The 26,514-nt window shown below is 44.8% G+C and carries 27 protein-coding genes and 1 pseudogene; 17 read left to right on the top strand and 11 right to left on the bottom strand.

What is annotated here, in order from left to right; translation table 11 throughout:
• Window positions 1-264 precede the first annotated feature (264 nt).
• The 5 genes from H6F66_RS04925 to H6F66_RS04905 all read left to right on the top strand — a co-directional run bounded on the left by H6F66_RS04925 (window position 265) and on the right by H6F66_RS04905 (window position 7,767).
• The gene (locus H6F66_RS04925; protein WP_190418788.1) at window positions 265-1,845 is read left to right on the top strand and encodes a DUF4419 domain-containing protein; all 1,581 of its coding nucleotides are present in this window, start codon (window positions 265-267) and stop codon (window positions 1,843-1,845) included.
• 139 nt (window positions 1,846-1,984) lie between these two features.
• A complete protein-coding gene (locus H6F66_RS04920; RefSeq protein WP_347269339.1) occupies window positions 1,985-2,605 on the top strand; it encodes a Uma2 family endonuclease in 621 nt (206 codons plus the stop codon).
• A gap of 383 nt (window positions 2,606-2,988) precedes the next feature.
• Window positions 2,989-3,969 carry a hypothetical protein gene (locus H6F66_RS04915; protein ID WP_190418786.1) on the top strand — a complete coding sequence of 327 codons (981 nt, stop codon included), beginning with the start codon at window positions 2,989-2,991 and terminating at the stop codon, window positions 3,967-3,969.
• 467 nt (window positions 3,970-4,436) lie between these two features.
• Entirely contained in the window at window positions 4,437-5,771 is a 1,335-nt protein-coding gene (locus H6F66_RS04910; protein ID WP_190418784.1) for a cytochrome P450, read from the top strand.
• Window positions 5,772-6,480: 709 nt separating this feature from the next.
• Window positions 6,481-7,767, top strand: coding sequence for a DEAD/DEAH box helicase (locus H6F66_RS04905; protein WP_190418782.1), 1,287 nt, complete (start codon window positions 6,481-6,483; stop codon window positions 7,765-7,767).
• Window positions 7,768-7,965: 198 nt separating this feature from the next.
• Here the strand turns inward: H6F66_RS04905 and H6F66_RS04900 are convergent, their stop codons facing one another.
• Window positions 7,966-8,271: a hypothetical protein gene (locus H6F66_RS04900; protein WP_190418780.1), complete on the bottom strand. Its 306-nt coding sequence runs from the start codon at window positions 8,269-8,271 to the stop codon at window positions 7,966-7,968.
• A gap of 203 nt (window positions 8,272-8,474) precedes the next feature.
• Here H6F66_RS04900 and H6F66_RS28255 point away from each other — a divergent pair, with 203 nt between their 5' ends.
• The 4 genes and pseudogenes from H6F66_RS28255 (at window position 8,475) to H6F66_RS29205 (ending at window position 9,893) form a co-directional block, all read left to right on the top strand.
• Window positions 8,475-8,603, top strand: a complete 129-nt coding sequence (locus H6F66_RS28255) for a nucleotidyltransferase family protein (protein ID WP_242019282.1) — start codon at window positions 8,475-8,477, stop codon at window positions 8,601-8,603.
• 172 nt (window positions 8,604-8,775) lie between these two features.
• Entirely contained in the window at window positions 8,776-9,012 is a 237-nt protein-coding gene (locus H6F66_RS04895; RefSeq protein WP_190418778.1) for a DUF433 domain-containing protein, read from the top strand.
• Window positions 9,009-9,362 carry a DUF5615 family PIN-like protein gene (locus H6F66_RS04890; protein WP_190418776.1) on the top strand — a complete coding sequence of 118 codons (354 nt, stop codon included), beginning with the start codon at window positions 9,009-9,011 and terminating at the stop codon, window positions 9,360-9,362. The genes H6F66_RS04895 and H6F66_RS04890 overlap by 4 nt, the downstream gene beginning before the upstream one ends.
• Window positions 9,363-9,424: 62 nt before the next feature.
• Window positions 9,425-9,893: pseudogene (locus tag H6F66_RS29205) on the top strand (nucleotidyltransferase family protein).
• A 74-nt stretch (window positions 9,894-9,967) separates the two neighbouring features.
• Here the strand turns inward: H6F66_RS29205 and H6F66_RS04880 are convergent.
• Window positions 9,968-10,984: a HEPN domain-containing protein gene (locus tag H6F66_RS04880; RefSeq protein ID WP_190418774.1), complete on the bottom strand. Its 1,017-nt coding sequence runs from the start codon at window positions 10,982-10,984 to the stop codon at window positions 9,968-9,970.
• 353 nt (window positions 10,985-11,337) lie between these two features.
• On the opposite strand from H6F66_RS04880, the gene H6F66_RS04875 reads away from it, so the two are divergent.
• Both H6F66_RS04875 and H6F66_RS28745 read left to right on the top strand, forming a co-directional pair.
• On the top strand, window positions 11,338-11,973 hold the full coding sequence (locus H6F66_RS04875) for a PAP/fibrillin family protein (RefSeq protein WP_199295386.1): 636 nt from the start codon (window positions 11,338-11,340) through the stop codon (window positions 11,971-11,973).
• On the top strand, window positions 11,966-12,088 hold the full coding sequence (locus H6F66_RS28745) for a hypothetical protein (protein ID WP_277873950.1): 123 nt from the start codon (window positions 11,966-11,968) through the stop codon (window positions 12,086-12,088). The genes H6F66_RS04875 and H6F66_RS28745 overlap by 8 nt, the downstream gene beginning before the upstream one ends.
• Here H6F66_RS28745 and H6F66_RS04870 read toward each other — a convergent pair.
• From H6F66_RS04870 to H6F66_RS04860, 3 genes are read right to left on the bottom strand one after another with little or no spacing between them, the layout of a single operon-like run.
• On the bottom strand, window positions 12,078-12,737 hold the full coding sequence (locus H6F66_RS04870; protein ID WP_199313298.1) for a response regulator transcription factor: 660 nt from the start codon (window positions 12,735-12,737) through the stop codon (window positions 12,078-12,080). The genes H6F66_RS28745 and H6F66_RS04870 overlap by 11 nt on opposite strands.
• A 3-nt stretch (window positions 12,738-12,740) precedes the next feature.
• Window positions 12,741-13,013, bottom strand: a complete 273-nt coding sequence (locus tag H6F66_RS04865; protein WP_190418772.1) for a hypothetical protein — start codon at window positions 13,011-13,013, stop codon at window positions 12,741-12,743.
• Window positions 13,014-13,028: 15 nt separating this feature from the next.
• Window positions 13,029-13,973, bottom strand: a complete 945-nt coding sequence (locus tag H6F66_RS04860) for a trypsin-like peptidase domain-containing protein (RefSeq protein ID WP_190418770.1) — start codon at window positions 13,971-13,973, stop codon at window positions 13,029-13,031.
• Between the two features lie 482 nt (window positions 13,974-14,455).
• On the opposite strand from H6F66_RS04860, the gene H6F66_RS04855 reads away from it, so the two are divergent.
• The 4 genes from H6F66_RS04855 (at window position 14,456) to H6F66_RS04840 (ending at window position 20,928) form a co-directional block, all read left to right on the top strand.
• Window positions 14,456-15,649, top strand: a complete 1,194-nt coding sequence (locus tag H6F66_RS04855) for an alpha/beta hydrolase (protein WP_190418768.1) — start codon at window positions 14,456-14,458, stop codon at window positions 15,647-15,649.
• Between the two features lie 453 nt (window positions 15,650-16,102).
• On the top strand, window positions 16,103-18,931 hold the full coding sequence (locus H6F66_RS04850; RefSeq protein WP_199313297.1) for an ATP-binding protein: 2,829 nt from the start codon (window positions 16,103-16,105) through the stop codon (window positions 18,929-18,931).
• Between the two features lie 45 nt (window positions 18,932-18,976).
• On the top strand, window positions 18,977-20,296 hold the full coding sequence (locus H6F66_RS04845) for a response regulator (protein ID WP_190418766.1): 1,320 nt from the start codon (window positions 18,977-18,979) through the stop codon (window positions 20,294-20,296).
• 407 nt (window positions 20,297-20,703) lie between these two features.
• A complete protein-coding gene (locus H6F66_RS04840; protein ID WP_190418764.1) occupies window positions 20,704-20,928 on the top strand; it encodes a hypothetical protein in 225 nt (74 codons plus the stop codon).
• Here H6F66_RS04840 and H6F66_RS04835 read toward each other — a convergent pair.
• Window positions 20,900-22,090, bottom strand: coding sequence for a M28 family metallopeptidase (locus H6F66_RS04835; protein ID WP_190418762.1), 1,191 nt, complete (start codon window positions 22,088-22,090; stop codon window positions 20,900-20,902). The two genes, H6F66_RS04840 and H6F66_RS04835, sit on opposite strands and share 29 nt — an antisense overlap.
• Window positions 22,091-22,276: 186 nt before the next feature.
• Here H6F66_RS04835 and H6F66_RS04830 point away from each other — a divergent pair, with 186 nt between their 5' ends.
• Window positions 22,277-22,813 (top strand): GAF domain-containing protein, encoded by a 537-nt coding sequence (locus H6F66_RS04830; RefSeq protein WP_190418760.1) that lies wholly within the window; start codon window positions 22,277-22,279, stop codon window positions 22,811-22,813.
• A 118-nt stretch (window positions 22,814-22,931) separates the two neighbouring features.
• Here the strand turns inward: H6F66_RS04830 and H6F66_RS04825 are convergent, their stop codons facing one another.
• Complete coding sequence (locus H6F66_RS04825) at window positions 22,932-23,300, bottom strand: S-layer homology domain-containing protein (protein WP_190418758.1); 369 nt, start codon at window positions 23,298-23,300, stop codon at window positions 22,932-22,934.
• 353 nt (window positions 23,301-23,653) lie between these two features.
• Between H6F66_RS04825 and H6F66_RS04820 the strand changes: the two genes are divergently transcribed.
• The gene (locus H6F66_RS04820; RefSeq protein WP_190418756.1) at window positions 23,654-23,869 is read left to right on the top strand and encodes a hypothetical protein; all 216 of its coding nucleotides are present in this window, start codon (window positions 23,654-23,656) and stop codon (window positions 23,867-23,869) included.
• 109 nt (window positions 23,870-23,978) lie between these two features.
• Here H6F66_RS04820 and H6F66_RS04815 read toward each other — a convergent pair whose 3' ends face one another.
• From H6F66_RS04815 to H6F66_RS04800, 4 genes are all read right to left on the bottom strand, one after another.
• On the bottom strand, window positions 23,979-24,251 hold the full coding sequence (locus H6F66_RS04815; protein ID WP_190418753.1) for a hypothetical protein: 273 nt from the start codon (window positions 24,249-24,251) through the stop codon (window positions 23,979-23,981).
• 198 nt (window positions 24,252-24,449) lie between these two features.
• Window positions 24,450-24,893: a hypothetical protein gene (locus tag H6F66_RS04810; RefSeq protein WP_190418751.1), complete on the bottom strand. Its 444-nt coding sequence runs from the start codon at window positions 24,891-24,893 to the stop codon at window positions 24,450-24,452.
• A gap of 249 nt (window positions 24,894-25,142) precedes the next feature.
• Entirely contained in the window at window positions 25,143-25,868 is a 726-nt protein-coding gene (locus H6F66_RS04805; RefSeq protein ID WP_190418749.1) for a cyclase family protein, read from the bottom strand.
• Between the two features lie 47 nt (window positions 25,869-25,915).
• Window positions 25,916-26,476, bottom strand: coding sequence for a GNAT family N-acetyltransferase (locus tag H6F66_RS04800; RefSeq protein ID WP_242019280.1), 561 nt, complete (start codon window positions 26,474-26,476; stop codon window positions 25,916-25,918).
• Between the last annotated feature and the right edge of the window lie 38 nt (window positions 26,477-26,514).

Here is a 26,514-nt window from a genome sequence, read left to right as displayed (position 1 = left end):
AGAACTTTAACTAATGCGACTGCCAAGGTTAATCTTTGTTTTATTCGCTTGATGATTAAGAGGCTTGCAGCACCTTCTTAGATATCAAACTTAGATGTCAAATGGGTTCTATAAATGAACAATAGGCGATCGCACTACCTGACCTTGACTCCATAGAGAAAGAGGCGATTATTTGTTTGATTCGTAGGATATATTCTTGAAATATGCCACTTTCTTGTAAATTGGCTTACGCCCTATCCTATTTGCCCATTTCGATAAATTATTATGGAAACTCTAGCGCCAATTTTGGAGCAATCGGACGGAGAAATTAGTTTTCTGGTTGATGATGTCCAGGTATGCCAAGATATCATTCCCGTTAGCGAGGCTTGGAGTAAATTTGAGGAGCGATTAGGTTCTCCATTATTAGCATTCAGCCACAGTACCTCATTTGAAGTCATTCAGGAATCAGGGAATCATCCCCTAGTCACGGCTGTTCATATGGCCCACAGCGAACATCGACCCCTGTTGCTGACTCCAGATGCAATTTGGCTGACGATTGCCCAAGGGTTTGCACAACACATCAATAATAATGCCGAAGAGTTGCGATCGCGTTTTGTGGGTCATTCAGGCAAGCTGGAGTTAAAGGTTGAGACCCAGAAACTCGATCAACCGAATGACTGGGCTGAAGTGATTGAAAAATGGTCAGAACGCATTCGTCACAATGTTAAGCCCGATATTCACTCACTCATGGTGTGCAACTTCAGCACCACTACATCCATCATCCAAACAGCAAGTCAGGTGGTGATGATGGATGCATTCCAGCAGTATTTTGATTATATGCTCTATGCCATTTGCGGCATTCCTGGGATTACAGTGCGCGGAACAGAAGCCGACTGGCGCAGTATCCGACACCGGGTTGAAGCGATCGCTGCTTACGATCTGGGTTGGTGGACAGAACGGCTGTTGCCAATTTGTGATGCTTTGATTGACACCGTTGCTGGTAGACCTCCACTGAAATTTTGGCAGCAGATTTACAAACCAAAGGAGATATACGGTGGAGAGGTGATTACAGGATGGTTAGCCGATCTATTTCCCTACATTAATCACTCCGTCACCCATGCGCCTACGCAAAAAAATCCGATTCTAGATATCCCTCGTGCAGAACTCACGGTCGAGGACGGAATCTCACCAACAGTATTGCCTACTGGACTCTCTAAAGCACCAATCGCACTCGTTACCCCGCAAGGAAAAGGTGATTTAGAAGTGGTTGCAGGCTTTATTGGAGTTCGGCAACAAGATGGCTATCTCCAACCGGAAATCGGCTGGGCAGTACGGAAGCAAGATCGATTTCTCAAGTTGCTAACCATCCTAGAGCAAAAACCTAGTATGCGATCGCCGATTAATTGGTCAGAGACTCCAAGCCAACCTGAAATGCCAAAGGAACTGATTCAACTCCACAGCCATTTCGACGGTGGCACAATTGTTGGTCAAAGCAAATATCCTTGGCACATTCGGGCATTACAGGACTATACTTATCACGAGTTGAAAGGTACTTCCAAACAGTTCACTGCTTTTATCGATATTGAGGGCGATCGCTGCATTGCGTATAGCTATGTATACCGTCGCCGAAGGAGTCAAGATGATAGAAATCGCCTTTTGGAATGGTGGGTGATTGTAGGCAAACCCGTTTGGGAAGGAACCGATCCAATGTTTGGGCAAGAAGTTTGGACATTCACAACCGAAGACGTAAAGGTAATTGCCAACGGAATTCCGCAACTGTTGGAACGGATCGCGAAAGCGAATGGACAATACTACTTTGACGATCCTGACTTCCAACCAGATGATTCATTGTCGGCATCCAGATAGTTTTAGCATCTGATTCAATGGCATCACTTACTCTGATAAGTGCGATCGCGCATTCGCCTAAGCAGCCCCATTCCCCGCAGACAAAGGCAATTTCACAAGTGCTACGATCGCCAGTAAATGCGCTCAATTGACATACCCTGTGTCCACATCCATACCATCTGATACACTGAATACCCAAACCATTGCGGCAGTACCAACAGAACCCGTTTGGCGTTTGAGTGTTGAGCAGTATCACCAGATGATTCGTCTTGGCATCCTGAGCGACGACGATCCGGTAGAGCTGCTGGATGGATGGTTGGTCTACAAAATGCCGAAAAATCCGCCCCATCGTGCGACTACCAAACTGACTCGAAATGCTTTAGAAGCCGTCATTCCTGAAGGCTGGTACGTCGATACCCAAGAACCTATCACCCTAACAGATAGTGAGCCAGAGCCAGATGTGGTGGTCGTTCGGGGAAATACCCGCGACTACCTCGATCGTCATCCCGGTGCTGCTGACATCGCCCTAATTATTGAAGTTGCCGACTCTACCCTAGAGCGCGATCGCACCTCAAAACAGCGTCTCTACGCTCGTGCTGGAATTCCGATTTACTGGATTATCAACCTCCCAGAAAAGCAGATTGAGGTCTACACCGAGCCGGTTGTGGCTGAGGAATCCATCTATCAGCGTCGTCAAGATTATCAACTGTCTGATGAAGTGCCTGTTGCGATCGCAGGGCAAATAGTCAGCCGTTTATCTGTGCTGGACTTGCTTCCTTAAGTGCTGGTTGGGTTTAAATATGCTTGCCCGCGTAGGCTGTACTGAACGTTTGTGAACTTCAGAATTTTCTGTAGCATTGTATGGCTTAGGATGACAAGTTTTGCTTCTCAACCTATTCCACAAGTAATGGCGATCGCATTCCCAGCAAGGTCATTATCCACAATTGTTCGCAGCCTAGGAAGCGCGATCGCTTCCTAAATTGCTAACACAGGGAAAACAGTCGTTGACATTAGGGTATCAATATCACTAAGGATATGTTGGGGTTCATGCTTCAACCTAACCTACGGTCTTATGCCTTTCTGAAGAGTATAGTCGTTCTTAAATGAGTATCGGTATAATTATGTATAGTACAAAATTACTAATTATTATTGGAGTATATCTTAATGGCACTTGACAAAAATAGATTCCTTCAAAACATCAAACAAACTTTAGAAAAGCGCAGTGGCTCCATGTGTTCAAATCCATACTGCCAAGCACATACTAGCGGGCCACACTCAGATGATGAAAAGTCAGTAAATATCGGTGAAGCTGCACATATTAGGGGAGCTAATCCAGGCTCAGCCAGATATCGTTTGGATATGACTCCAGCAGAGAGGAGCAATATTACTAACGGTATTTGGTTATGTCGCAAGTGTGCGAAGTTGATAGATTCAGATGAGAAAAAATATACAGTCGAGTTATTATATGGCTGGAAAAGGAATCATGAGTTTCAGGTAGAGCGCAAGCTGAATGGTACTGGATGGCAAAGAGAAATAATTGATTTAAATCTAAAACCTTTTGAAAATGAGAGTGCTGCATCCAGACAGATAGCCATTGATAAGCCAGAATTTTGGGAATATTTATTAACAGTTGAATTGCTTAGAGCCAAGATAAGTTCAATTAAAAAAGATTTTTACGATTTGAAAAGAGGATTAATATATCGTCCTTCTGTAATTCAGGATGAAATACATTTCATAATATGGTTTAGGCAAAAACTGCACGATTTACAAGCCCTGATCAAGCTGTTTATGGTTGCATCTACAGAAGACCTTGTTGCTTCGTGGGGTAAACCTGGAGAACCAGGGGATGCTTTAGAAATTAAGCGTGCCGTAGATAAGATAGCTTTTGGATGCCATAATTTATTGGATTGGGAAATAGATGTTCATTTTACTATCTTTCCTGAACAGTTGGAATCTATAAAAGAAAAAATGGAGGGATGGACAGAGCATTTTCTTCTTGAAATCGATCGCATTCCACGGGAAATATCACAGGTGTTTGACAATCCAAAGCCTGAAGGAACAATTACAATTAATTTAGTTTTTGAACCACCTAAAAATATTCAAATAGTTGCAGCCGACGTTGAGCAAGCCTATCTAAAAACTTAAACTGAATTTGAGATAAAGGTATGTGTGAGTTAGCAGAGTGGGCAGTACCCACCACAACCTCTGATTGGTCATACTGTGATCGCTGCTAAAACTTCACGTTAAAACGATTCAAAAAATGAGCAGTCCTTAGCTTGACTATATTGATGTTTTGTGTACGTGTAGAGTAAGCAGGTTGGTAGAGGATGAGTGGAGGTGCGAACTGACAAGTCAGCGCAACGCGATCGCTTACAAGCGCACAGGTGTAAGTGTCATTTTATTTGGGACAAATTTGTTTTGGCTAAAATTTAGATAGGCGCTGTTTAAAAAAAGTAGCGATCGCCCTAACAGTCAATGTTCCACCAGGTAAGGCTTGAAAGTTGCTCTTAACAGCTCAAACTCAACAAAAACCGAGATGGTAGCTACCTTTCGGTATGAGAATCTATAAAACCATTTGATTATCCACAAAAGCATTTTTAACCGAGTTGTTTATGCCCGCAGTACATTTACCACCTGGCCCTAAAGCTCATTTCCTTGTGGGTCATCTTCCAGAAATTAATCGAGATCCGCTTAAGTTCTTCAGCCAATGTGCTAGAGAGTATGGTGATCTTGTTCGCTGGCAGTTTGGGCCATTTCCAGCTTTTTTAGCGAACCACCCCGACTTGATCGAGCAAGTGTTGGTCACTCAATACCCCAACTTTGTTAAAAGTAGCGTATACCGACGCGGATTGCGCGTTGTAGGCAATGGCTTATTAACCAGTGAAGGGGACTTTTGGCAGCGCCAACGCCGTCTGGTTCAACCAGCTTTTCATCAGGAACGAATTTTCGCCTATGGAAAGGTAATGGTTGACTATACTGAGCAATTAATTGACCAATGGCCCGATGGCGAAATCCGCGATATTCATCAAGATATGATGTTGCTGACCGAAGAAATTGTGTCGAAAACACTATTTGATGTTGATATTAAAGATGAAGCGGAAGGGGTGCAGGCGGCGCTAAATGCAGTGATGGATTTCAATGCCAATCTTGCTAATCAATATTTCCTTCCTGGTTGGATGCCTACTCCTAGTAACTTACGCTACCAACGAGCAATTAAACAATTAGATGCGATTGTCTATCGTATTATTAACGAGCGCCGAGCTAGCGGTAAGGACACAGGCGATTTACTTTCTCTATTGCTTCAAGTGCGGGATGAATCTGATGGAACTGGGATGAGCGATCGCCAAGTGCGAGATGAGGCAATGACTCTATTTTTGGCGGGTCATGAAACGACTGCGAACGCCATGACATGGACATGGTTTCTACTTGCACAACACCCAGAAGTAGAAGCGAAATTGCAAGAGGAATTGAAGACGGTGTTGGGCGATCGCGCACCCACGGTTGCCGATTTACGTCAGTTGCCTTACACAGAGCGAGTGGTGTTGGAATCCATGCGACTGTATCCGCCGGTGTGGGGAATGAGCCGACGTGCTGTAGAAGACTGCGTTCTGGGCGGGTATGAGGTAAAGGCAGGTACAACTGTGTTTATCAATCAGTGGGCGATGCACCGAGATCCTCGCTTCTTTGAAAATCCCGAAGTTTTCCACCCGGATCGTTGGGCAGATAATTTGATTAAGAAGTTGCCCACCTTTGCCTATTTTCCCTTTGGTGGCGGGTCGCGAATCTGCATTGGCAAGGCATTTGCCATGATGGAGGCAAGTTTACTGCTGGCAGCGATCGCGCAAAAGTTTCGCCTGACGCTACAACAAGAGTATCCGGTGGTGCTGCAACCCTCGTTAACACTCCGCCCAAAACATGGGATGAAGATGTTGGTGACTCAGCGATAAGCGATCGCTTCCTAGGCTATTAACTCTGTCTTTCTATCGAGCGCTTTCTCTCCCTAGGTGGATTAGGCAAATCGTAACTCTTCACTACAATCCCAGTACATTGAACCGTAGAAAGCATCAGAAATTAAATCAAGGTAAAAAAACAGAATGAGAATTTTCTTTTGGGTAACTTTGTCTTTTGTCGCTGTTGGCGCGATCGCGCTTCTTCTCCAACCGATTATTGATGTTCATTAATTTAGGTTTGCTTTCCAACAAAAAAAACAGTCGATAGTTCACTTTAGCCCTTGCAATATAAGGGCTAAAATTTATCTATTCTTCTATTTCAAAGCCTTACCTTAATAAGTTTGGTTTTGTTAATTGCTATTGCTTACCTAATTCTGAGAGAAGGCTACCGCCATACTGTCCACAGGAAAGCTAACCTGGTACTTTACGTTAGCAGCGGGAGTATGTCAAGCGACTATATCAAAATACTTCCAAGGCAGGTGAAACCCAGCAATTAGCTTTCATCACCGGATTAAAATCACGGAGTTTTCAGCATTTTTCTTATATTTTTGTTAGAATGAGTTTCTGCCAGTACATTCCGGTCTGTTGCTGGCGCATTGGAAAAAAGCTCATTTAAGCCATCCAACTGAACCACAAATTTCTTGCTCTTAGACTGGCCCCAGGCACTTGATTTGGGATAGGGGCATTACTAGGAGCGATCGCATTCATGACATTTGATAACCTCGGTCTTTCGACAGACCTGCTTCGTGCTGTTGCTGACTCTGGCTACACTGAACCAACCCCCATTCAGCAGCAAGCAATTCCCGCAATCCTGAAAGGACAAGACATTTTCGCCAGCGCCCAAACTGGAACGGGCAAGACTGCTGGTTTTACCCTGCCGCTACTGCAACTCCTGGGTACCACCAAGAGCAAGCAGGTGCATCGCACGACTCGCGCCCTCATTCTCACACCTACTCGCGAACTGGCAGATCAGGTAAAAGATAGCGTCAAAACTTATGGCAAATACCTGTCGCTGAGAGCAGCAGCAATTTATGGCGGCGTGGGAATTAAGCCGCAAGTTCAAACCCTGCATCGGGGAGTTGATATTGTAGTCGCTACGCCCGGTCGGTTGCTTGACCACATTGGGCAAAAGACTGTGGATCTCTCGCAGATAGAGATATTGGTGCTGGATGAATGCGATCGGATGTTAGACATGGGCTTCATCCGCGACATCCGCAAAATTTTGGCAATTCTCCCCCCATCCCGCCAAACGCTGATGTTTTCTGCCACCTTCTCTAAACCGATCCAACAGCTTGCCAGCGGCCTGTTAAAATCTCCGACCCAAATCGAAGTTGCTCCCCGTAATACCGCCGCACAGCAGGTAGAGCAGGTGGTGCATCCGGTCGATCGCGATCGCAAGCGAGAACTGCTTTCTCATATGATTGGGTTCCACAACTGGAAACAGGTGCTAGTCTTCACCCGCACGAAACACGGAGCTAACCGTCTAGCCGAGCAACTTGCTCAAGATGGGCTGAAAAGCACTGCAATTCATGGCAACAAAAGTCAAGCAGCCCGCACCCGCGCGCTGCAAGACTTTAAGCAAGGGAAAGTGCGGGTATTAGTCGCCACTGACGTAGCATCACGGGGTCTAGATATCGATCAGCTGCCCCACGTAGTCAACTATGAACTGCCCAATGTACCAGAAGACTATGTGCATCGCATTGGTCGCACAGGTCGCGCTGGAAATGAAGGACGAGCAATTTCCCTCGTCAGCGAAGATGAATATCCATTCCTCAAAGACATCGAACGATTGCTCAATAAACCCCTTGTCAAAACTGTGGTTCCAGGCTATGAGCCAAGCGCCCCAGCCAAGGTCGTGATAGACCAGCCGAAGGGTCAGCGCACGAACCAAGGTCGCAGTAACCGAGCAAAGCCCCAGGCACCATCCGCACCCACGCGCAGCAAAAAACCTGCCTCCCCAAGTCGCGCTCGGAAAAGGCTGCACACTGTTTAAACTCCTGGCGATTGCCGCCTAGTTAAGGCAAGATACCCGACTTCTTAAAGAAGTCGGGTATCTTTTTAAGGGCTGACAATAGGGGTGCAGTGCGAAATACAGGTTTGCGATCGCTGTTGTAAGAGCTTTTGCTTCAGCAAACAGACAATTCAGCTCTTGCAGGCGCAAATCAAGGAACAGCTCCACAAACCAGGTTAATTAAGCCAAGGCTTCTACATTCTGTCGGAAGGCCATTAAGGCGTGCTTACCCTGATAGTCTTTTATAGACCAAAAAATAGAATCACATACTTCTAGTGAAACAATGGTCTTGATTTCAATATTAGTGTTGTAGCCCGCTATGTCTCCTAAGCGTCTGCCGTGGCTACCCTCACCCTGCACTTGATTGATGGTGTAGCCGCTTACGTTATTGCTTTTAAACAAATTGACAATAGCATCTTTAAGCACTGTTTCAGCAATAATGGTGAGTAGGACGGCGGATTGGACTGGGCTGGGTTCGTGAGGCATGGGGAATTCCACAGAGTAGGTTTGGGGTTATCGAGGTAGTGGAGAGGGCTTTGTTGCCAAAATCCTTACCAACGCTTCTTTTAGTTAATAATACCTTCATCTGTGCGCCATCCAGTTCTCAAACAACTTAAGTTAGGGAAGCAAGCCCCTAGATACAAAACTGCAAAATAAAGCTTAGAGAATTACTTAGGGATCAGTTGAGTATGGATAGCGCCACTCGCCTCCTGAAGATTTTGGTTGATTCGCCGATTGGTGTTGTGTCACCTGCGATCGCGCTTTTGAATCTTCCCGACTGGTGGTTAGCAGGTGGTGCGGTGCGAAATCCGGGTTAGCGATCGCTGTTTGGTAAAGAGTTTCAGCATTAAATGGCTTTCTGTAAGGATAAAATTATTGCCATCAAAAGAGCCTATTTGGAAGCGAATTTTGAGAGAAAACTCCTATAGATAGGAAGATTTAAAAGCGTTATAAAATTTTTAGAATAATGAATAATTGAGGGAGTTGAGTATGGAAAATAATCTGCTACAACGTATCACTCTTAATCCAGAAATTTGTCATGGTAAACCCTGCATTCGCGGACTTCGCTATCCGGTGGAGTTTATTCTAGAGTTACTGAGTTCTGGCATGACCATCGACGATATTCTAGAAGATTATGATGATTTGGAAGCCGCAGACATCCTTGCTGCATTGGCGTTTGCAACCCGATTGACTCAGGTTAAAAGCATTCATAGGGTAGTGCAGTGAAGTTTCTAGTCGATGCCCAATTGCCGATTCGGTTGGCGAGGGTGCTGCAAATGTCTGGTTATGATGTCATTCACACTAGAGACTTACCCCAGCAAAATGCGACGATGGATTCTGAAATTAATGCCATTTCGATGCAGCAGGAGCGAATTGTCGTGACAAAAGATCGGGATTTTTTGGACTCTTTCTTGCTTCGCCAACAACCCTACAAACTGCTTCTGGTCACGACGGGCAATATTACGAATACTGAACTGTTTGAGTTATTTGCGAAGAACTTGTCACAACTGGCTGATTTGTTTGAGCAACATTCTCTAATCGAAATTAATCGCAATGATATTATCGTCCATCAGTAGCATCAGGCGATAGGGGTTTTGATTTTAACTGGTGCGATCGCCCTCACAGAAAAACTGCCGCGATCGCGCTTTTGAATCTTCCCGACTGGTGGTTAGCTGGTGGTGCAGTGCGAAATACGGTAGAAGCGATCGCTATTTAGCAATGAGTGTCAGTTAGTCATCAACGACTTTGACATCGCCTTTTTTGATGCGCTTAGCGATCATTCCCAAGAACTCACCGCCAAGGCTACCGTCACAGCGCATCCTGACTACAAGTTCGATGTCAAAAATCAAGCGAGTTTTGCACGTTGGCGTTCCGGTCGCACACCTTACAACAGCACTGAAGATGGGGTTACTGATTGGCTGCACACGGCGACGTCCGTAGGGGTTCGGTTAGATACTCAAGGAGAATGGCAGTTGTTTACTCCTTATGGTCTGGATGATTTGTTTAATGGCATCATCCGACCGACTCCAGCGCATATAGGCAACCCGGACGCTGAGAGTAAAGCGACTTCGTTTTTACAAAAATGTCCTTGCCTGCGTCTAGCATAGAAGTGTCTGCGAGGTCAGCCAAGAAAATGCCCCAACCTGTAAAACGACAAGAATTGGAGAGTTTAGGTATTACTCTAGTTATGGATTTCTACTATCGAGCAGAACTTAGCCTTCAGGACTGCTTGAACAATATGTTCAGCCTCTTGTAAATCTTCCAAAAAACTTTTTCCATCTTTTATTTTGCCTTCATGAACTAAGGTGCTTCTAATACCATAAAGCTTGTTTAAAGTCTTTTTATATTTTTGAGACTCGAATTCATTTACTTTCAAAGTTTCAATCACTAGATTTTTTATTCTGTCTAGCAGAGAATTATCTTTGAGATGCTTTAGCCTTCCTTCGATTGATTTTACTGCTTTAAGTTCTTCTAGTTTTTCATGATTTTTATTTTGTTTGTAGTCTTCTTGATTAGCTTCCAATTCTTTGATACGTTGTTTTATCTGTTGATTCCATTCATTAACTAGCTGCCTAATTTTATCAGAATTTTCTTTTTTGTAGGCGTTTGCCAGGGTCTCTAGGATTATTATCAACATTAAAAACTTTGGTTTTGGTAATAATTGTTCATAACAACAGCTATTGTAAAGTTCTAGCGCTAGTTTTAACTCAGGACTAAGGTCTGAAATAAACATTGAGTTTTTAGATACTGTAGCTCCTTCGAGTAATGGAGAGTAAAATTGCTCAAAATCTATTTTAAATATAAAGTCTCCTAGCAAAGCGCCTATGGTAATGGGTTGCTTATCAGATGGATACACAGCAGGAAGATTAACATCAACAATCACATCACCATCACTATTTTGTATATCTTTGGTAATATTGAATCCTATGCCTCTATTTAGTAACATCCAGACTAGCCCGGCCCACAGGTGATTAAAGTATTCTTCAGCAGATTCTTTAGAATCGAATCCCTGAACTGTGATAACGTAAAAATTTTCCTTGTACTCAGGGTTCAAAATTGGGACTCCAAATGTCAACGTTAGACATTTAAGCTTTTTCTGAACAGGATAAGTTTGAGCGGGCATTTGTTGATTAGGTGATAACCAAAAAGGAAAATGAAGAGTATATTTTGATCCTAATGTAGAGTCTTCTAACTTCATAATTGAATAGACATAAATTATGTAACAGTTACCTGATATGAATTAAATTGCCTAATTATCTGTGGATGATACGCAAGTACATAAATTATTCTAATCCTAAAAGCCTTATTACACTTCCAAGTCTATAGCGGTTTTTACACGAGTGAGGCACGGAAAAATTTACTATTACCAATCTTTCCCGTTTTAAAAATGTACCTTACATAACCGAAAACCGCTATATCCAGTCCTCAGAAAAATAATGAACCCTGCTTTGAGCTTAAGTTGGGAGCGTTGAGAGGAGTTGTCGTCATCCCAGAAAATCCTGGCAGAGGTAGCCACCCTTTAAATGCTCTGATGTATGCTTTCCTCAAAGCATGGAAGTAGAACATCAAGACATGGTAGGGAATGACACAACGAGAATTGCCTTAAAAACTGAACTGTTGCAACGAGTAGAAGCATTAGGGCTACAGCAAGCCTTATTTCCATCTGATGGAGAGCCAATCGATGAAATTGTGCGACGGCTAGAAAGCATCAATCCCATCCCACAGCCACTCCACTCCGACCATCTTCCTTCTCTACTCGGTAACTGGCAATTGGTGTACGCCTCAAGAGGAACAGTTGTTACCCGTCAGCTGGCATCAATTCCAGATTTTGGGGGAGGAATAAAGATTAAACGGGTGTGGCAAAGGTTGGTTGCAGGCGGTACTGGAAAAATTTCTGCTTCTAACGGTGCTTTTCTTGACTTACCCCTGCTGGGGGAATGGCAGTTACAAGCTGATGGCGTTTGGACTTGGGGCGCAGATGAGAAGATGGCTAAGGTGAGCTTTGACAGTTTTTCGATGCAAGCAACAAAGGCCTTTGGCATGGAAAGCTGGAGTTTTCCTGAGCTGAAAATACCAGTATTGGAATTCCTCCGCAATGAGGCAGAGTGGACAACCTCTTATTTAGACGAAGAAATTAGGGTAGGACGAGGTGCAACAGGCAATCTGTTTGTGTTTCGTCGTGAGTGAGTTGGGCGTTTTGAGCGATCGCATTCTATCAACAAGAGCGATTATGGAGAATGCGATCGCTACCTTTTCTAGTTTGTTTCATTCTGCAAAATCAGCAGGTTTTGTTAAAGCATAATCAAACCAAGCCGTACACCCAGTGTGACAGCCTCAGTCCGGCTGGAAGCATTCAGCTTTTGAAATATAGATGATACGTGGAACTTGACAGTATGCTCAGAGATGCTTAACCGCTTGGCAATGCTCTTATTCCCCATTCCCAGAGCCAGCATACCCAAAACTTCAATCTCCCGTCCGGTAAGCGCTTGAATTGGCGAAGCGGGTAACCTGCGGGTGAAAGACTCGCTACGGGGTAGCAGAGAATCCAGAAAGTCAGGATGCAGCACCACTAGCCCCGCCGCCGCTGCCACGACAGCAGCTACAATTTCATTAGCCGTCGCCTTGAGCGGTAATATTGCCTGGACTCCAACTTGCAAAGCCGACTCTACCCAAGTATCATCGGCGTTGTCAGCCAAAATGACTAGGGCAGGAGATAGAGCGCCAAGAGCGAGTATTTTCTCTTCAGCAGCATCATCAGGTATGCTCCACTCCAGCAGCACCACGTCAGGTTGTAACTCTTCAACTAGCTTCTCTTGGATGGCAAAACTAGAGGAACTACCAACTATCTCCAGCAATTGGGAAGCGTGGATGATGCTTTCTAAACCCGCACGGACAATGGAGTTAGAAGCACTTACCATAACCGCGATCACGCCGAGTTCTCCCTTACTCATACGTTAGCAATCGTCCCACGAGCCACAACCACACAAGGAGTGAAGCAGTTTTTCCGAACGCAGGAAATCCAAGGGTAGCAAGTCACCGGGTTCGGCGTACCAAAGAACGTTACTCAAATCATCAGCGACAATTAAGCCGTTAAAATTCCAGATGTCACCACCGCCGCCTTCTCGGTGACTTCCTACCCGGACAGTAGAACGGCGTAGTTGTGCGGCAATAGCTGCTAATTGGGCGATGTGCGAGGTAGTATCTGTATTATCGGTTGCGATCGCCATCTTCAATTGCCTCTGTTATTTTTCGCCAACTGCGATCGCTAATTCAACTAATGCACCACCCCGTACCAGCTGCACTTTGAGAGTTTTACCTACGCTCTGGGTGCCTAACAGCGCCTGCACATCACCCGTGTCGCTTACAGGCTTGCCATCCATCGCTACCAGCACATCGCCAATCATCACGCCAGCCTTATCAGCAGGGCCATTCGGCTCCACGTTGATAACAATTACCCCACCAGTAGAATCTAGATTTAGCGTACTCTTGAGAGTATCGGGTAGGCGTACAGGTTGCATACCCAAACCCAAATAGCCGCGTCCAATGCGTCCTTTTGACAGCAGCTGGTCAAGCACCCGGTTTACGGTAGAAGCCGGAATAGTTAAAGCCATATTCCGAGGCCCAGAGGTATTCATACCGACAACTTTACCTGTTGTCACCTCGACCAAGGGGCCGCCTGGGAAACCAGAATATAAGTTTAAATCTGGGCGCAGAAATTGGTCAATTAAGCCGCCGCTCATGCTACGCCAAGCGTCACCTACAGCACTGACAACACCCATAGAAGCAGTGACACCGTTTTCTTTCCCTTGTGCAAGTGCAAGTACCAGATGACCTACCTTAAGTGTGGAAGCATCGCCAATTTCTGCAACGGGTAAGTCTACATCTTGTAGTTTGAGGACAGCTACATCGGTGGTAGCGTCGCGACCTAACACCGTAACTGAGACTGTGCGACCATCTGCTAGGGTGACGGTGATTTCCTCAGAACGTTTAATGGTTTCGTCCGAGGTGATGATAATACCGCTTCGCCAGTGGATACCGCTTGAAGAAATACGCGATCGCCAATGTCCTCTATGGGAGCCTCGCACATTAACCGCAACAACGCACCGACCCACTTGCTCAACGGTATCAGCTAAATTGTTGGAGAGAGTCAGCAGCATACTAGACATCGAAGATTCAGATGAAGACATTTAAGGAACTCCACGGATTGATAGTTAAAACGGTATTGTCCCGTCTGTTGATATCCTGCCGCTTTGTGGAGTCTCTGTGCATCAGAGAAATGGGGAGAACCATACCTGGAAAAATGGCTAGGTGTAACAAGTTAAAATCAAATTCAGTATTTTGTCATCGTTCCCATTAGACTTGGATTAAGTATGAAAGAGATAGTTACATTCTTTTTTGGATTAGGTTTTTTGTTCAATGCGAGTCTGTTTATTCCCCAAGCATTGAGAATCATTAAAACCAAAAGCTCTAAAAATATAGCCTTAGTTACTTTCCTAGGTTTTAACTTTATTCAATTCAACGGAGTGTTATATGGTTATTACCAAAATGACCAAGTTTTGATGTATGGCAACCTGGTTAGTTTAATTAGCTGTGGATTCGTAACAATCTTGGCAATAATTTATAGACATAATTAGCCAAATCATTCTTTAATTGTTAGTTACTTTTTGCCATGTCCCGTCTAGCCTTGATAATTCTCCAGTTGGTCGCATTGCTCTTAAGCGGTACAGGACTTTTTTTGAGTTCTTGGATTGTTGTTCCGGCTCCAAATATGCTCCTGCTAACTTTGGGAGTAGGTGCGCCGGAAGTTTCTCACTGGCTGCTGCTACTAAACTTAGTTGCAACTGGATTATTGCTAGGTGTGATGCGCCGCACGCCGCTGCAATTTATAGCTTTGGGTGCGAGTTTGCTGGGACTGTTTTTGAGTGCTTTACCGTTGATGCAGTTGCCAGGAACTGTGCAAAATTTGACAGTAGCAATGAAAGAAGGCATTGGCTCAGAATACAGCGAAATTTTTAATAATAAGCAAGTATCCATGCGCCAGCAACCGTTTGTGCTGGCTGATGCGTTTACAGGCATTAAGTTGGGTAAAAGTCGTTACACTCCCAACATCCGCTTTGCTAATCCCGATGGCGTACCGTTGAGTATGGATATTTACCGACCGCCGCAAGTTGGGAAATATCCAGCGCTTGTTGTAATCTACGGTGGGGCATGGAGAAGTGGCGATCGCTTATATAATTCTGATTTCAGCCGTTATATGGCAGCGCGCGGTTATACTGTTTTTGCCATCGATTATCGACACGCGCCGCGATACCGTTTTCCAGCCCAGTTGGATGATGTACGTGCAGCACTAGCCTTCATCCAGCAGAATGCAACTCAGTATGAGGCTGACTCAGAACGCATGGTTTTGCTCGGACGTTCGGCTGGCGGACATTTGGCGATGCTGGCAGCTTATCAACCCGATGCTATACCTGTAAAGGCGGTGGTTAGCTACTATGGCCCAGTTGACTTGCCTGGAGGCTATGCTAGTCCGCCACGTCCCGACCCAATTGATACGCGAAATGTTTTAGTAATGTTATTCGGTGGAACGCCAGAAATGTTTCCCAATGAATATCGAATTGCTTCACCGATTAATTATGTAACACGTTCCTTACCGCCAACTTTATTAGTGCAGGGTGGGAGAGATCATCTAGTTCAATTAAGATTTATAGAGGAAATGTATCAACGTCTGCGGGCAAATGGCAATACGGCGATTCTGCTAGAAATTCCTTGGGCAGAACACGCTTTTGATGCTATTTTCAACGGGCTAAGTAACCAGTTGGCTTTATATTACACTGAGCGTTTCGTAGCTTGGGCAGTTCGCTAACTACTATAGCGATCCTAATTCATTTGTGAATGCTAACTTGTGGAGAATTGGTAATGGGTAATTGGAGACAATCGATTATACAGCGGCTTGCAGTCGGATGAAGGACAGGCTATGTGGAGAGATCCCCGACTTCGCAGGAGTTGTCGGGGATCTGTGTACCTCACTCACAAGGGAAAGCGCTGTATCAAATCCGCTCAAGGAACCAGCATTACCGTTCGTGCAGCGTGCCTGAAAGGCATAGAACCTCACCCCGCCCTCTTTGCCTGCAAAGAGGGGTTGAGGGGCGGGGTTCTTTTATTATGGGCAATTTACCAGACATGATATAATTTCCCTTGACTTTTGCCTAACAATCTGCATAAAGCAAACTTTTGTAGCGATTGCTACAAAAGTTTATAACAACGAAGTAATTTCTAAACTGGACTTGGGAACTATAGAGTATATACCCCACCCTCAATGGTTCTCAGTGCCATGCTGTTTAAGTCCACAACTCCTGCGGGTACAAAAGCCTCTCGTAAAGTTCCCCTACAGACTGTTCTGATTGTTCCATTCATCCTGCAAATCTTTGCAGCTGTAGGACTGACAGGATACCTATCCCTGCGGAACGGACAAAAAGCTGTGAACGAACTTGCAGCTCAATTGCAAACCGAGGTGAGTAATCGAGTCGATCAACATCTCGACAGCTATGCAGCAGCTACTCGCTATCTCACTCAAATTAATGGTGAACAAATTGATTTAGGATTGCTTAATCCACAAGATGCAGATTGTTTGGCTCAATTCTTCTATAAACAAGTAAAAACTTACAACGTTGGCTACCTTCTTTACGGAACTAAAACTGGAGAATTTATCGCATCTGGATACTATCGCGAATCTACAATTCCAGACCACGGCAACCCTGATATCAGTCTGGTTTTACCTAAGCGATATAGCAGTACAGATTTGTACAACTATGCAACCAACGATCGAGGTAAGCCAATTCAACGATTTGAAGGGACAAAAGATTACCAATTTCAGAAGGAAGGATGGTATGCCAAGGGCTTTGAGACTGGCAAACCTGGATGGAGTGAAATATATCAGTGGGAAACCAATGGTTATCCACTCTCGATCGCCACTAGCCGACCGATTTATGACAAAAGCGGTAATCTAATTGGCAGTGTTGGCGTTGAACAGCGTCTTTCACAAATCAGTGACTTTCTTCGCCAAATTAAAGTTAGTAAATCTAGTAGGACTTTTATTTTAGAACGCAATGGTTTTTTGGTTGCTAATTCTAGCGACGCTCCAGTTTTCTCAGTTGTGAATCAAAAACCCCAGCGATTGCAGGGCGTTGAAAGCAAAGACGCTTTAATTCAAGCAACCTCTCAATATTTAGCTCAACACTTCGGCACTCTTAAAACAATTCAGAATAGCCATCAGCTAGATTTCATGCTGAATGGTCAACGCCAGTTTGTACAGGTAACTTCCTGGCAGGACGAATGGGGATTAGATTGGTTGGTTGTCGTCGCGATGCCCGAATCAGACTTTATGGGGCAAATTAATGCAAATACAATCAACACCATTTGGTTGTGTTTAGGGGCATTGGGACTGGCTACCGTATTGGGTATCTATACCTCGCGCTGGATTGCCCGACCCATTTTGCAGTTGAGTCGGGCATCAGAAGCGATCGCGCAGGGAGAACTTGACCAAAACGTTGAAGCCTCCAAAGTCAAAGAACTGGGCGTACTTTCCCAATCATTTAACCGCATGGCACAGCAGCTGCGTGACTCCTTCGCCGCTTTAGAAAAAACCAATCAGGAACTCGAACTCCGAGTTGAAGAACGCACCGCAGAACTCAAACACGCCAAAGAAACCGCTGATGGTGCCAACAAAGCCAAGAGCGAATTCCTCGCGAACATGAGCCATGAGTTACGCACACCACTCAACGGCATTCTTGGCTATACCCAGATCCTCCAACGCACCGAACCGATGACGGAAAAGGGACACAAAGGCATTAGCATCATCCATCAATCTGGCTCCCACCTGTTGATGCTGATCAACGATATCCTCGACCTAGCCAAAATTGAAGCCCGGAAAATGGAACTCAACCAGAGCGATTTTCATTTTCCGTCCTTTGTGCAAGGCATTGCCGAAATCTGCCGAATTCGTGCTGAGCAAAAAGGGCTTGTCTTCGTTTACCAACCTGATACAAACTTACCCACTGGCATTCGAGCTGATGAAAAACGTCTGCGCCAAGTGTTAATCAATCTGCTCTCGAATGCCATCAAATTCACGGATAACGGAAGCGTTACACTTCAGGTCAAGGCTCAGGAATTAAGGGCTGAAAATTTAGCTCGTACCCCACGCCCTACTTGGCGAATTCACTTTCAGGTTGAAGACACCGGAGTGGGCATAAAACCAAAGCAATTAGAGAAGATTTTCCTGCCATTTGAACAAGTTGGCGATGCCAAAAAACAATCACAAGGAACGGGGTTAGGATTAGCGATCAGTCAAAAGATTGTCTCGCTTATGGGTAGTGCGCTGGAGGTGCAAAGCGAATTTGGACTTGGCAGCAGCTTCTGGTTTGATGTGGAATTGCCCGAAGCCAAGGACTGGGCTAATTCTTCCAGAGTAGTTCAGTATAGAACAATTGTCGGCTATCAGGGAGCGAGCCGCAAAATTCTAGTGATTGATGACCGTTGGGAAAATCGTTCCGTTTTGGTAAGTTTGCTCCAACCGATAGGCTTTGAGATGATTGAAGCAACCAATGGGCAGGAAGGGTTAGACAAAGCGGTTATGATTCATCCCGACCTGATTATTACTGATTTGGTGATGCCTGTGATGGATGGCTTTGAGATGCTCAGACATCTGCGACAGTTGTCACAGTTCAAAGACACCGTTGCGATCGCTTCTTCTGCAAGTGTCTTTGAAGCGGATCAGTTCAAAAGCGTTGATGCCGGGGCGAATGAATTTTTACCAAAACCCATCGAGATTGAAAGTCTACTTCAGTTTATCCAACACTACCTCAAACTGGAATGGATTTATGACAAGCAGACTGAAAATCGAAGCACAAACTCCAAGGCTTTTGAACAGACACCAGAAGTCATTACACCACCCTCACTAGAAATCTTACAGCATTTTAACCAGTTGGTTAAAATGGGAGATTTGGACGAAATTGTTGAGAAAGCTAAGCAACTCAAGGAGGCTGATTCTCAACTTGTACCCTTTGCTCAAAAGCTTTCAGAACTCGCTGACAACTGTGAACTTAATGCCTTGGCAGCTTTTATAAAACAGTTCATCCCCAACTCATAGTTCATCCCCACTCTTCAATTTCTAACAAGCAGTTCTTAACAAGCTATGCATAATCAAGCGGCTGGATTTATTTTAATAGTGGATGACAACTCAACCAATCTATCCGTGCTGTCGCAGGCGCTTAAACAGGTTGGTCTAAAAGTTAGGATGGCAATGGATGGAGCAAGTGCCATCAATATCGCCCAGCAGCAGTCTCCCGAATTGATGTTGCTAGATGTACAGATGCCAGGTATGGATGGCTTTGAAACCTGTACTCGCTTGAAAGCAAATCCATTGACTCAAGGCATTCCAATCATTTTCACAACAGCACTTGCAGATACGGACAGTAAAGTAAAGGGGCTGTCATTGGGCGCACTAGACTACATTACTAAACCTTTTGAAGAACAAGAAGTTATTGCTAGGGTCAACGTTCATTTGCAACTGCGGCAGCTTACTAAAACTCTAGAAGAGAGGAACGCGCAACTAGAGCAGTGGACTGAGGTACTTGAGGAGCGCGTGACAGAACGAACCGCAGAACTCTCCCAAACTTTGCAAGATTTACAACGTTATCAACTACAACTGGTTCAGAGTGAGAAAATGTCAGCCTTGGGGCAATTGGTTGCTGGGATCGCTCATGAACTCAATAATCCAATTGGATGTATTTCTAGCAATCTTGCGCCAGCGTTTGAGTACGTGAGTGACCTCACGAAGGTGGTTGAGTTTTATCAGCAGTTCTATCCGGAAGCGACATCAAAGCTAGAGCAAACGCTGGGAGACATTGATATCGACTTCGCGCTGGAAGATTTGCCAAAGCTGCTAAACTCAATGAAGTTGAGTGCAGAAAGAATCAAGGACATCTCGATTTCCTTGCGAAATTTCTCGCGTTCTGACGCAACAACCAAGGTACGGGCCAATTTGCATGATGGATTGGAGAGTACCTTAACTATTCTGCGTCACCGCTTGAAAGCCGTGGGCGGTAGCGCGTCAGCGCATCGTCCTGCGATTGAAGTTATCAAGAACTACGGCGATGTGCCAGACGTGGAGTGTTATCCGGGACTGCTCAACCAGGTGTTTATGAACATTCTGGCGAATGCGATAGACGCTTTAGAAGAGTCTTTACCTGCCACACCTCAGATTCGGATTCAAACAGCCTTCATCGATCGACACGCCGTCATTCGGATTGCGGATAACGGAATTGGGATGTCAGCAGAGGTGCAGCAGAAGCTGTTCGATCAGCTTTTCACAACAAAGGCGGTTGGTAGAGGTACGGGCTTAGGGTTATCCATTGCTCGTCAAATTGTAGAGGAGAAACATCAGGGACGACTCAGTTTTACATTTGAAGTTGGTCAAGGAACAGAATTTGCGATCGCCTTGCCAATTATTTGAACCATGCAGCTAGATAACCTTGAGGACTCTGTTGCCAAAATTTTTTGGGACGAAATCTCTAGGACTTACGCAACTGTCACAGCGAGTGCTGGGTGCAACAGGTGGAAGACAAACGACCTGTTGTGGTAATTGATTTTTTAATAGCAGTCTGCGCCTAGAATCAAACTAATATCATGTCTGGTAAATTGCCCATAATAAAAGAACCCCAGACCGCAAGCAGGAAGGGGAACCGGAGCCAAAGGCTCTGGCTCTCTTCGGGTGAGCGCGGGAATTACGGATAATCAATCGGATTTGATATGAGCTATTTCTGGCTACCGAAAAAGAATTGGCTGCTGGACGTAAACGAACACGTTGTCGTTAATTAGCTGCTCATTCCCAATTACCAATTACACCAAAGGTACTTCTTGATGTCTTCTATTGAAAACCGCCTGGAAGCTTTTCGCAAACTGCCTTTACGCGCCCAACTCGCTCTTATTGCTTCGAGTCGCGCTAACCCGGTTTTAAGCAAAAATCAGGAATACATTGAGAATTTAGAACGCATTCATGCAGATTGTGTGCAAGAAGCGACCCCTGAGCAAAAAGCAGCTTACGATAAAGCTAAAGCTAATTTTGTGCCAAACGCTCCTGAATAATCCGATTTGCTGCCTCAACTGTAGCTTCTAGTAGTTTTGGATCTACTTGAGTGTCGTTGGGTGAGTGGTAGTTGGGATCTTGCCCTCGATAGAAAAATATTGCTGGAACCCCCGCAGAGGTAAATGATTGATGATCGCTGCTACCAGTGTCGCGGAATGTGGATATCTTCGGATCTGCTTTAGTCGCTAGTGCTGTCAGTTCTGATGTTCCACCTACGAGCAGCTTTTCGTTCACGCCTACCATGTCGAAGTTTAGCATTGCCTGAAGTCCTTTGAGAAATTCCGGCGATGCTGAATTGACAAATGCCTTGGAACCATGTAAGCCATCTTCCTCACCATCGAAGGCGACGAACCAGATTTGGTTTGCTAGTGGCGTATTGGCAAGACGACGGGCGAGTTCTAGTACAACTGCGGTGCCAGAGGCATTATCATTTGCTCCAGGGGAACCTAAAACTGAGTCGTAGTGACCGCCAATCAAGATGCGGGGTGATTTGACACCGGGTTTGTGCGCGATCGCATTGTATCCTGTGACGTTACCCCCTTGGGTATTCACATTAAGAGTTGCCTCCAGCCGCGAGGCGAGGGCTTTTTTTAGCAAGGGTTCGCCACGTTCACCAGACAGAGAGAACACGGGAATATTAACTTCACCACCCAGCGTCCCGGCGAGTTCGCCGGAGGATGTGTTAACAATTACTAAACCAACTGCACCAGCATTTTGTGCATTGCGTGCTTTGTCGAGAAAGCGGATTTCTCCCCGTCGTACAATAGCAATCGCATTTTTGACGTTAACAGCAGCAAATTCGTCAGGTTTTCCCACCCCAGGAACGCCAATCAGTGGTGCTTGCAGTTTACCAGCCCTTGAACCAGCAAGCGCCCTTCCGTCTAGCTGGGCGTTATTAACCAGTAAATTTGAGCCGTTATCCAAAAATTTCGGATAAGTAAAAGTCCCCACCTCTGTAACATAGCCAGATTCGCGATATTCTGCTAACAAGTAATCGCGGGCTTTCTGGATAGTTGGTGTCCCAGCTACACGCGGCCCTAAGCCTACCAAAGTCATAACATCGGCGTGGACGCGGCTTGGCGGTTGGGCTTTAACTCCGAGTAGGGAAAATAATAGCGTTCCTATTATCACCCACCACCAAAATCGAATACGGATTTTCATGGAAACAGATCCTCGCCGATATCAGCGTTGACTCTCTTCTTGCATTATGAGCGCCCTTTCTGTGATCTAGCACCTCTACCCCCAAGACGGTTCGGTGTTCCCTTGCGGTTCCTGCTTTTCGTACACCCACTTACTCAGATGTGACGCGATCGCGTAGCATCTAATTGATATTACAAACACAAGCTCATGCAAGACCAAGTTCTACCTACAGTTTTGGATAAAATTTTCCGCAACGAGAGTACGCCGGATGCAGTTTTTTCTGCTGGAGTGTCAGCGTTAGGTGAAGTGTTGCAATGCGATCGCATTTTTCTCTACTTGCGAGATCCGCACACACGCATCGGTAAAGTTCCTTACTGCTGGCTTCGCAGTTCTGAGTATCCCAATATCATTGACTCCGACTGGAAACAAGAACCAGAATCTTTGCCACAAGAAGATCCCTTATTTGCGGCTGCACTGCGTACAGAACCATCTATCTTTGTAGAAGATGTTGAAACAGCTAACCCCCAAGTGGTTAATCAAGCTTTCGAGGCAAAAGAGTTTGGGCATCGAGCATTAGTTCACGCTCACCTATGCTTTGATGGTGTGTTGTGGGGAATTTTGCAACCTTGTGTTTTTGGTAAACCCAGAGTCTGGACTCAGCAAGACCGATCTATTATTGCCGCAGTTACAGAAAAGTTCACACCTCTGGCTGTTGCCTATATAAAGGCTGCTAATTCTAAGTAGATTCCATATTAAAAAACATCTGAGATTCGAGGTTGAATTGTCAGCCTTGGATGTGACGTTATCCGGCACAAAGAGATAAATACTTGCTTACTTTTAAACAAGAGTTTGTTTAAAAGCATTATTTACCTGTTGTATCAGATGATTCGCCAGATAAGGTGCCAACGCGATCGCTTAATTCTCGAAGTTGTTCGTTTAACTGCCTCTGGCGTTGAATCAATGTTTCCACCTCTTCCCTGGTCGCTAAGTCTGCTCTGTCGCTAGGGATGAGTTGATTTAACTGATTTAGGCAAGCATTTAAAGCGGCGGCAAATTCATAGCGACTCACAGAACGTTGGCCTCGGTAAGTACCATCAGGATACCCAGAAAGGCAACCCCTCTGGGAATTGGCATCATTTTGGGTGCTAGGAACTTGTGCCAGCGTTTTTAATGGGTAGGACACGGTTGCCGCTAACAGTAAGCTAGTTGCAATCAATGAAGTCTTAAGCATTATCGTAGTTCCAAGTTATCTACTCCTTTACTGTATCAAACCCGTTTGCCGGGGGAGGAACCAGAAACTTGACAATTCACCTCCCGTCTTCATCCACCCAGTCAGAGCAAACCCGGTTGATTCCCACATCACCCCGCAAGCGGGGTGGGGCGCCTTTGTAAAAGGGGATTACGAGTAATCAACCAGACACCAGATCACAGCGATCGCACTTAGAAAATGGGGGAATTTGCCCTACTTGCGATCGCGATCACTGAAAAACCTCAGTAATTTCACAGACTCCTTGTGGAATGGATCGCTTTACACAAACTTTAAAAAGAGGATATTTAGAGTGTAGAGTTCACGCCCCAATAACAATGTCCCCAGTAAATCTTCTCCCCGGTGCCATTTCTGAAATTCTCGCCAGCGTTGCTGAAACTGGTATTCTTACTTTAGCTGACCGCTATGGACTGATGGCAGCTGCCCTAGATGAGTCCTTAGATGAAGAAGATAGAAGCTCTCTCAATAGATTGCTCCGTGCAGTGCTAAAAGGACGAGTTCGGGTAGTAGAGCAACTCTCAATAGCAGCATAATATCGAATTTGTTTACTGGGCTTCGCTGTCGGGACAATGGGCGTTGAACCAAAAGCAGCGATCGCACTTGCAGACAAATACTCAAACACTCATCAACTTTTCCCCATCTTCACCTATCTCTGTCAGCTCTAGGGCTAAAAAACTCTTTGCAAGATACCTGCACCACATCTTCAAAACCTAGACTTTTAAGATAAGTTATCCACCCTTCTACACTTGGGTCTATCTCCAAAGTTCCTAATATAAGTGCCACTTCTGCAATCTCTGGCACAACCCAAATTTTATAACAACGAGGCTCTTGTGCATCCAACGAAAATTCAACTGCTAACCAGTCAGGGATAGGGTTTTCTTTTGGTTCAACCTTCGATCTAAAGCAGAATTTCATATAGCAATCCTATTTGAGTTATCGCCAGCCCTTCAGATCCCCGACTTCTCTAAGAAGTCGGGGATCTCGCCTTTTCTAATTATTTAGGACTGCTATAGCAATCCTATTTTATTTATTAAATTATTTCTTTTCTCTTCCTCTGTGTCCTCTGCGCCTCAGGTGTTCGTTTAAAAAACTTGAGATAATTTAGTATTTCTACTAATCCAGAAATTTTTGGATGTAATCAGCTAAACTTTGCTGCAATTTCAAGTCAGTGCTAGGAATTGGGGTTAAATAAAAACGTCGCCCTGATACAAACCTGAGAGTAAGCCTGTAAAAATGAATCCATATTAAGTTAGATTTTTCTACTTGAACGCTAGTAACCTTGTCCAATGAATAGCTAATTATTTGGGTTCCCAGCCAACCTTTTTGTTTAAAAGTTACCCGATTAATATTTTTATCAAATAGGCAAGTTTTAACGGGACTCCCAAATATCATAAAGTTGGCGCAAGCAATGCAAAACAACCCAAAAAAATCAACAGGTGGGTTGGACGATATAAAAATCAAAAGTCCTACGACAGCTGTAAAACCGCTCAATATCCAAACCCCGACTGGGCGTTCTCGCAAAGTGAGTAATGTAAAAGTTTGCTGAACTACTTTCATAACATTACTAATAATGACGATTAACTCTACACCCTAGCTTGCTCGCGGTTCTCTGCTGACGCAAGTCTTACATGAAAGTAGCGGCTTTTTTAAGGGCGCATTAATTCAAGTATAATTCCTACTATAGCAATCCTAAATGATTCGTGAACTTCTGTAGGGACACGGCAGTGCCGTGTCCCTACACCAGGGCGAATACTCGTATGGAAAAGTCTTGCCTGATATTTTTTAATGTTTAATTTATTATAAGCATCAAGGCACAAAAGCCAAAACCGATACAGGTGTGCCAGAACCACCTTTTAACCGTAAAATTCCAATTACTAATGTGGTGCCAGTAGGCGGTAATTGATGGAGATTCGTCAAGTTTTCTAGGACAATTCTAGGGGTTTCTAGTACAAGTTTATTAATTGTAAAAGCTTCGTCAATTCCCGGATCTACTCCGTGAGTATCAATTCCAATCCCAGCGATCGCACGTTTTTCTAGCAAGAATCGGGTTGCTTCTGCGCCAAACCCTGGAAAATGAAATTTACCAGGCTCAACTTGATTAAAAAAAGTTTCAACATCGCCCCATCTTTCTTGCCAACCCGTATACAACAGTACAACACTACCATTTTGTATACAGTGGTGTTGCTCCTCCCAGTTGAGGACATCATCTATTGTTAAAGCATAGTCAGGATTCTCAGTAGTTTTGTGCCGAATATCGATAACAATAGCTGGCACAACTAAGGACTCGGATGGATAACTATCAATCCCAATTCCATCTGGATAAAAGCTATTCGGCCCATTGATATGAGTGCCGCTATGTTCGCCCATTGAAAATCGTCGCAGATAGTAACCATCTTTTTCTAATTCGGCTACTGACTCAAATTCAACGGGCGGATCGTTTTGCCATATGGGAATGTTTGGGTCAATTACATGACTGAGATCTACAATTTTAGTGTAGGTGAGGCTTTTGAGATTAGGTGAATTTGATGTCATACTATTTTGGATTCTGAAAAGCGCGATCGTGTATTTGCGCCGCTTCCCTAGTTCAATTCAATCAGCATTTCTATCGTACTCAGGCGAAAGCCGCAAGCAGAAAATAATCGCCTCGCCGCATCGTTAGCAGCAGTAGTATCGAGGCGAATTTGTTTGACTCCCATCCTGTTAAAGTGTTCAATAGTCCGCATCACCATCTGCCGCGCAATCCCGGCGTGACGATATTCCTCCTCAACCCAGAGGTCGTGAATAAAAGCGTATTCCTGTAAACGATAAATTGGGATTTCCTGTTCTACTGTCGCCACGAGGAATGCTCCCAGTTGTCCTGGTTCAGCCTCAGCCACTAGGAAGATGTTGCGATCGCTAGTCGCCATCCTACTCAACCAGTTCTTATAACGCAACTCTGGATTAGGCAAAAATCCATATTTTGCTGAGTCCCACTTTTCATGCAAAGCACAAATCTTGGCAACCATTGGTAGAACGGCTGGTACATCAGCAGGTGTAGCAGAACGGATAAGCATATCTCTATCGTTTGATGCTGAACCTATATACTTACTTATCCGTAGCATAGAAATGGAATGACTGGCAAAGTGCGATCGCTCTGGCATGGTGACTCTACACGAAACCAGACTGTCTAGACTGTATA

The sequence above is a fragment of the Trichocoleus sp. FACHB-6 genome (assembly GCF_014695815.1).
Lineage (GTDB): Bacteria > Cyanobacteriota > Cyanobacteriia > Cyanobacteriales > FACHB-T130 > Funiculus > Funiculus sociatus.
Note: the sequence above shows the minus strand (reverse complement) of the source record. Positions and strands in the feature narration are given on the sequence as shown.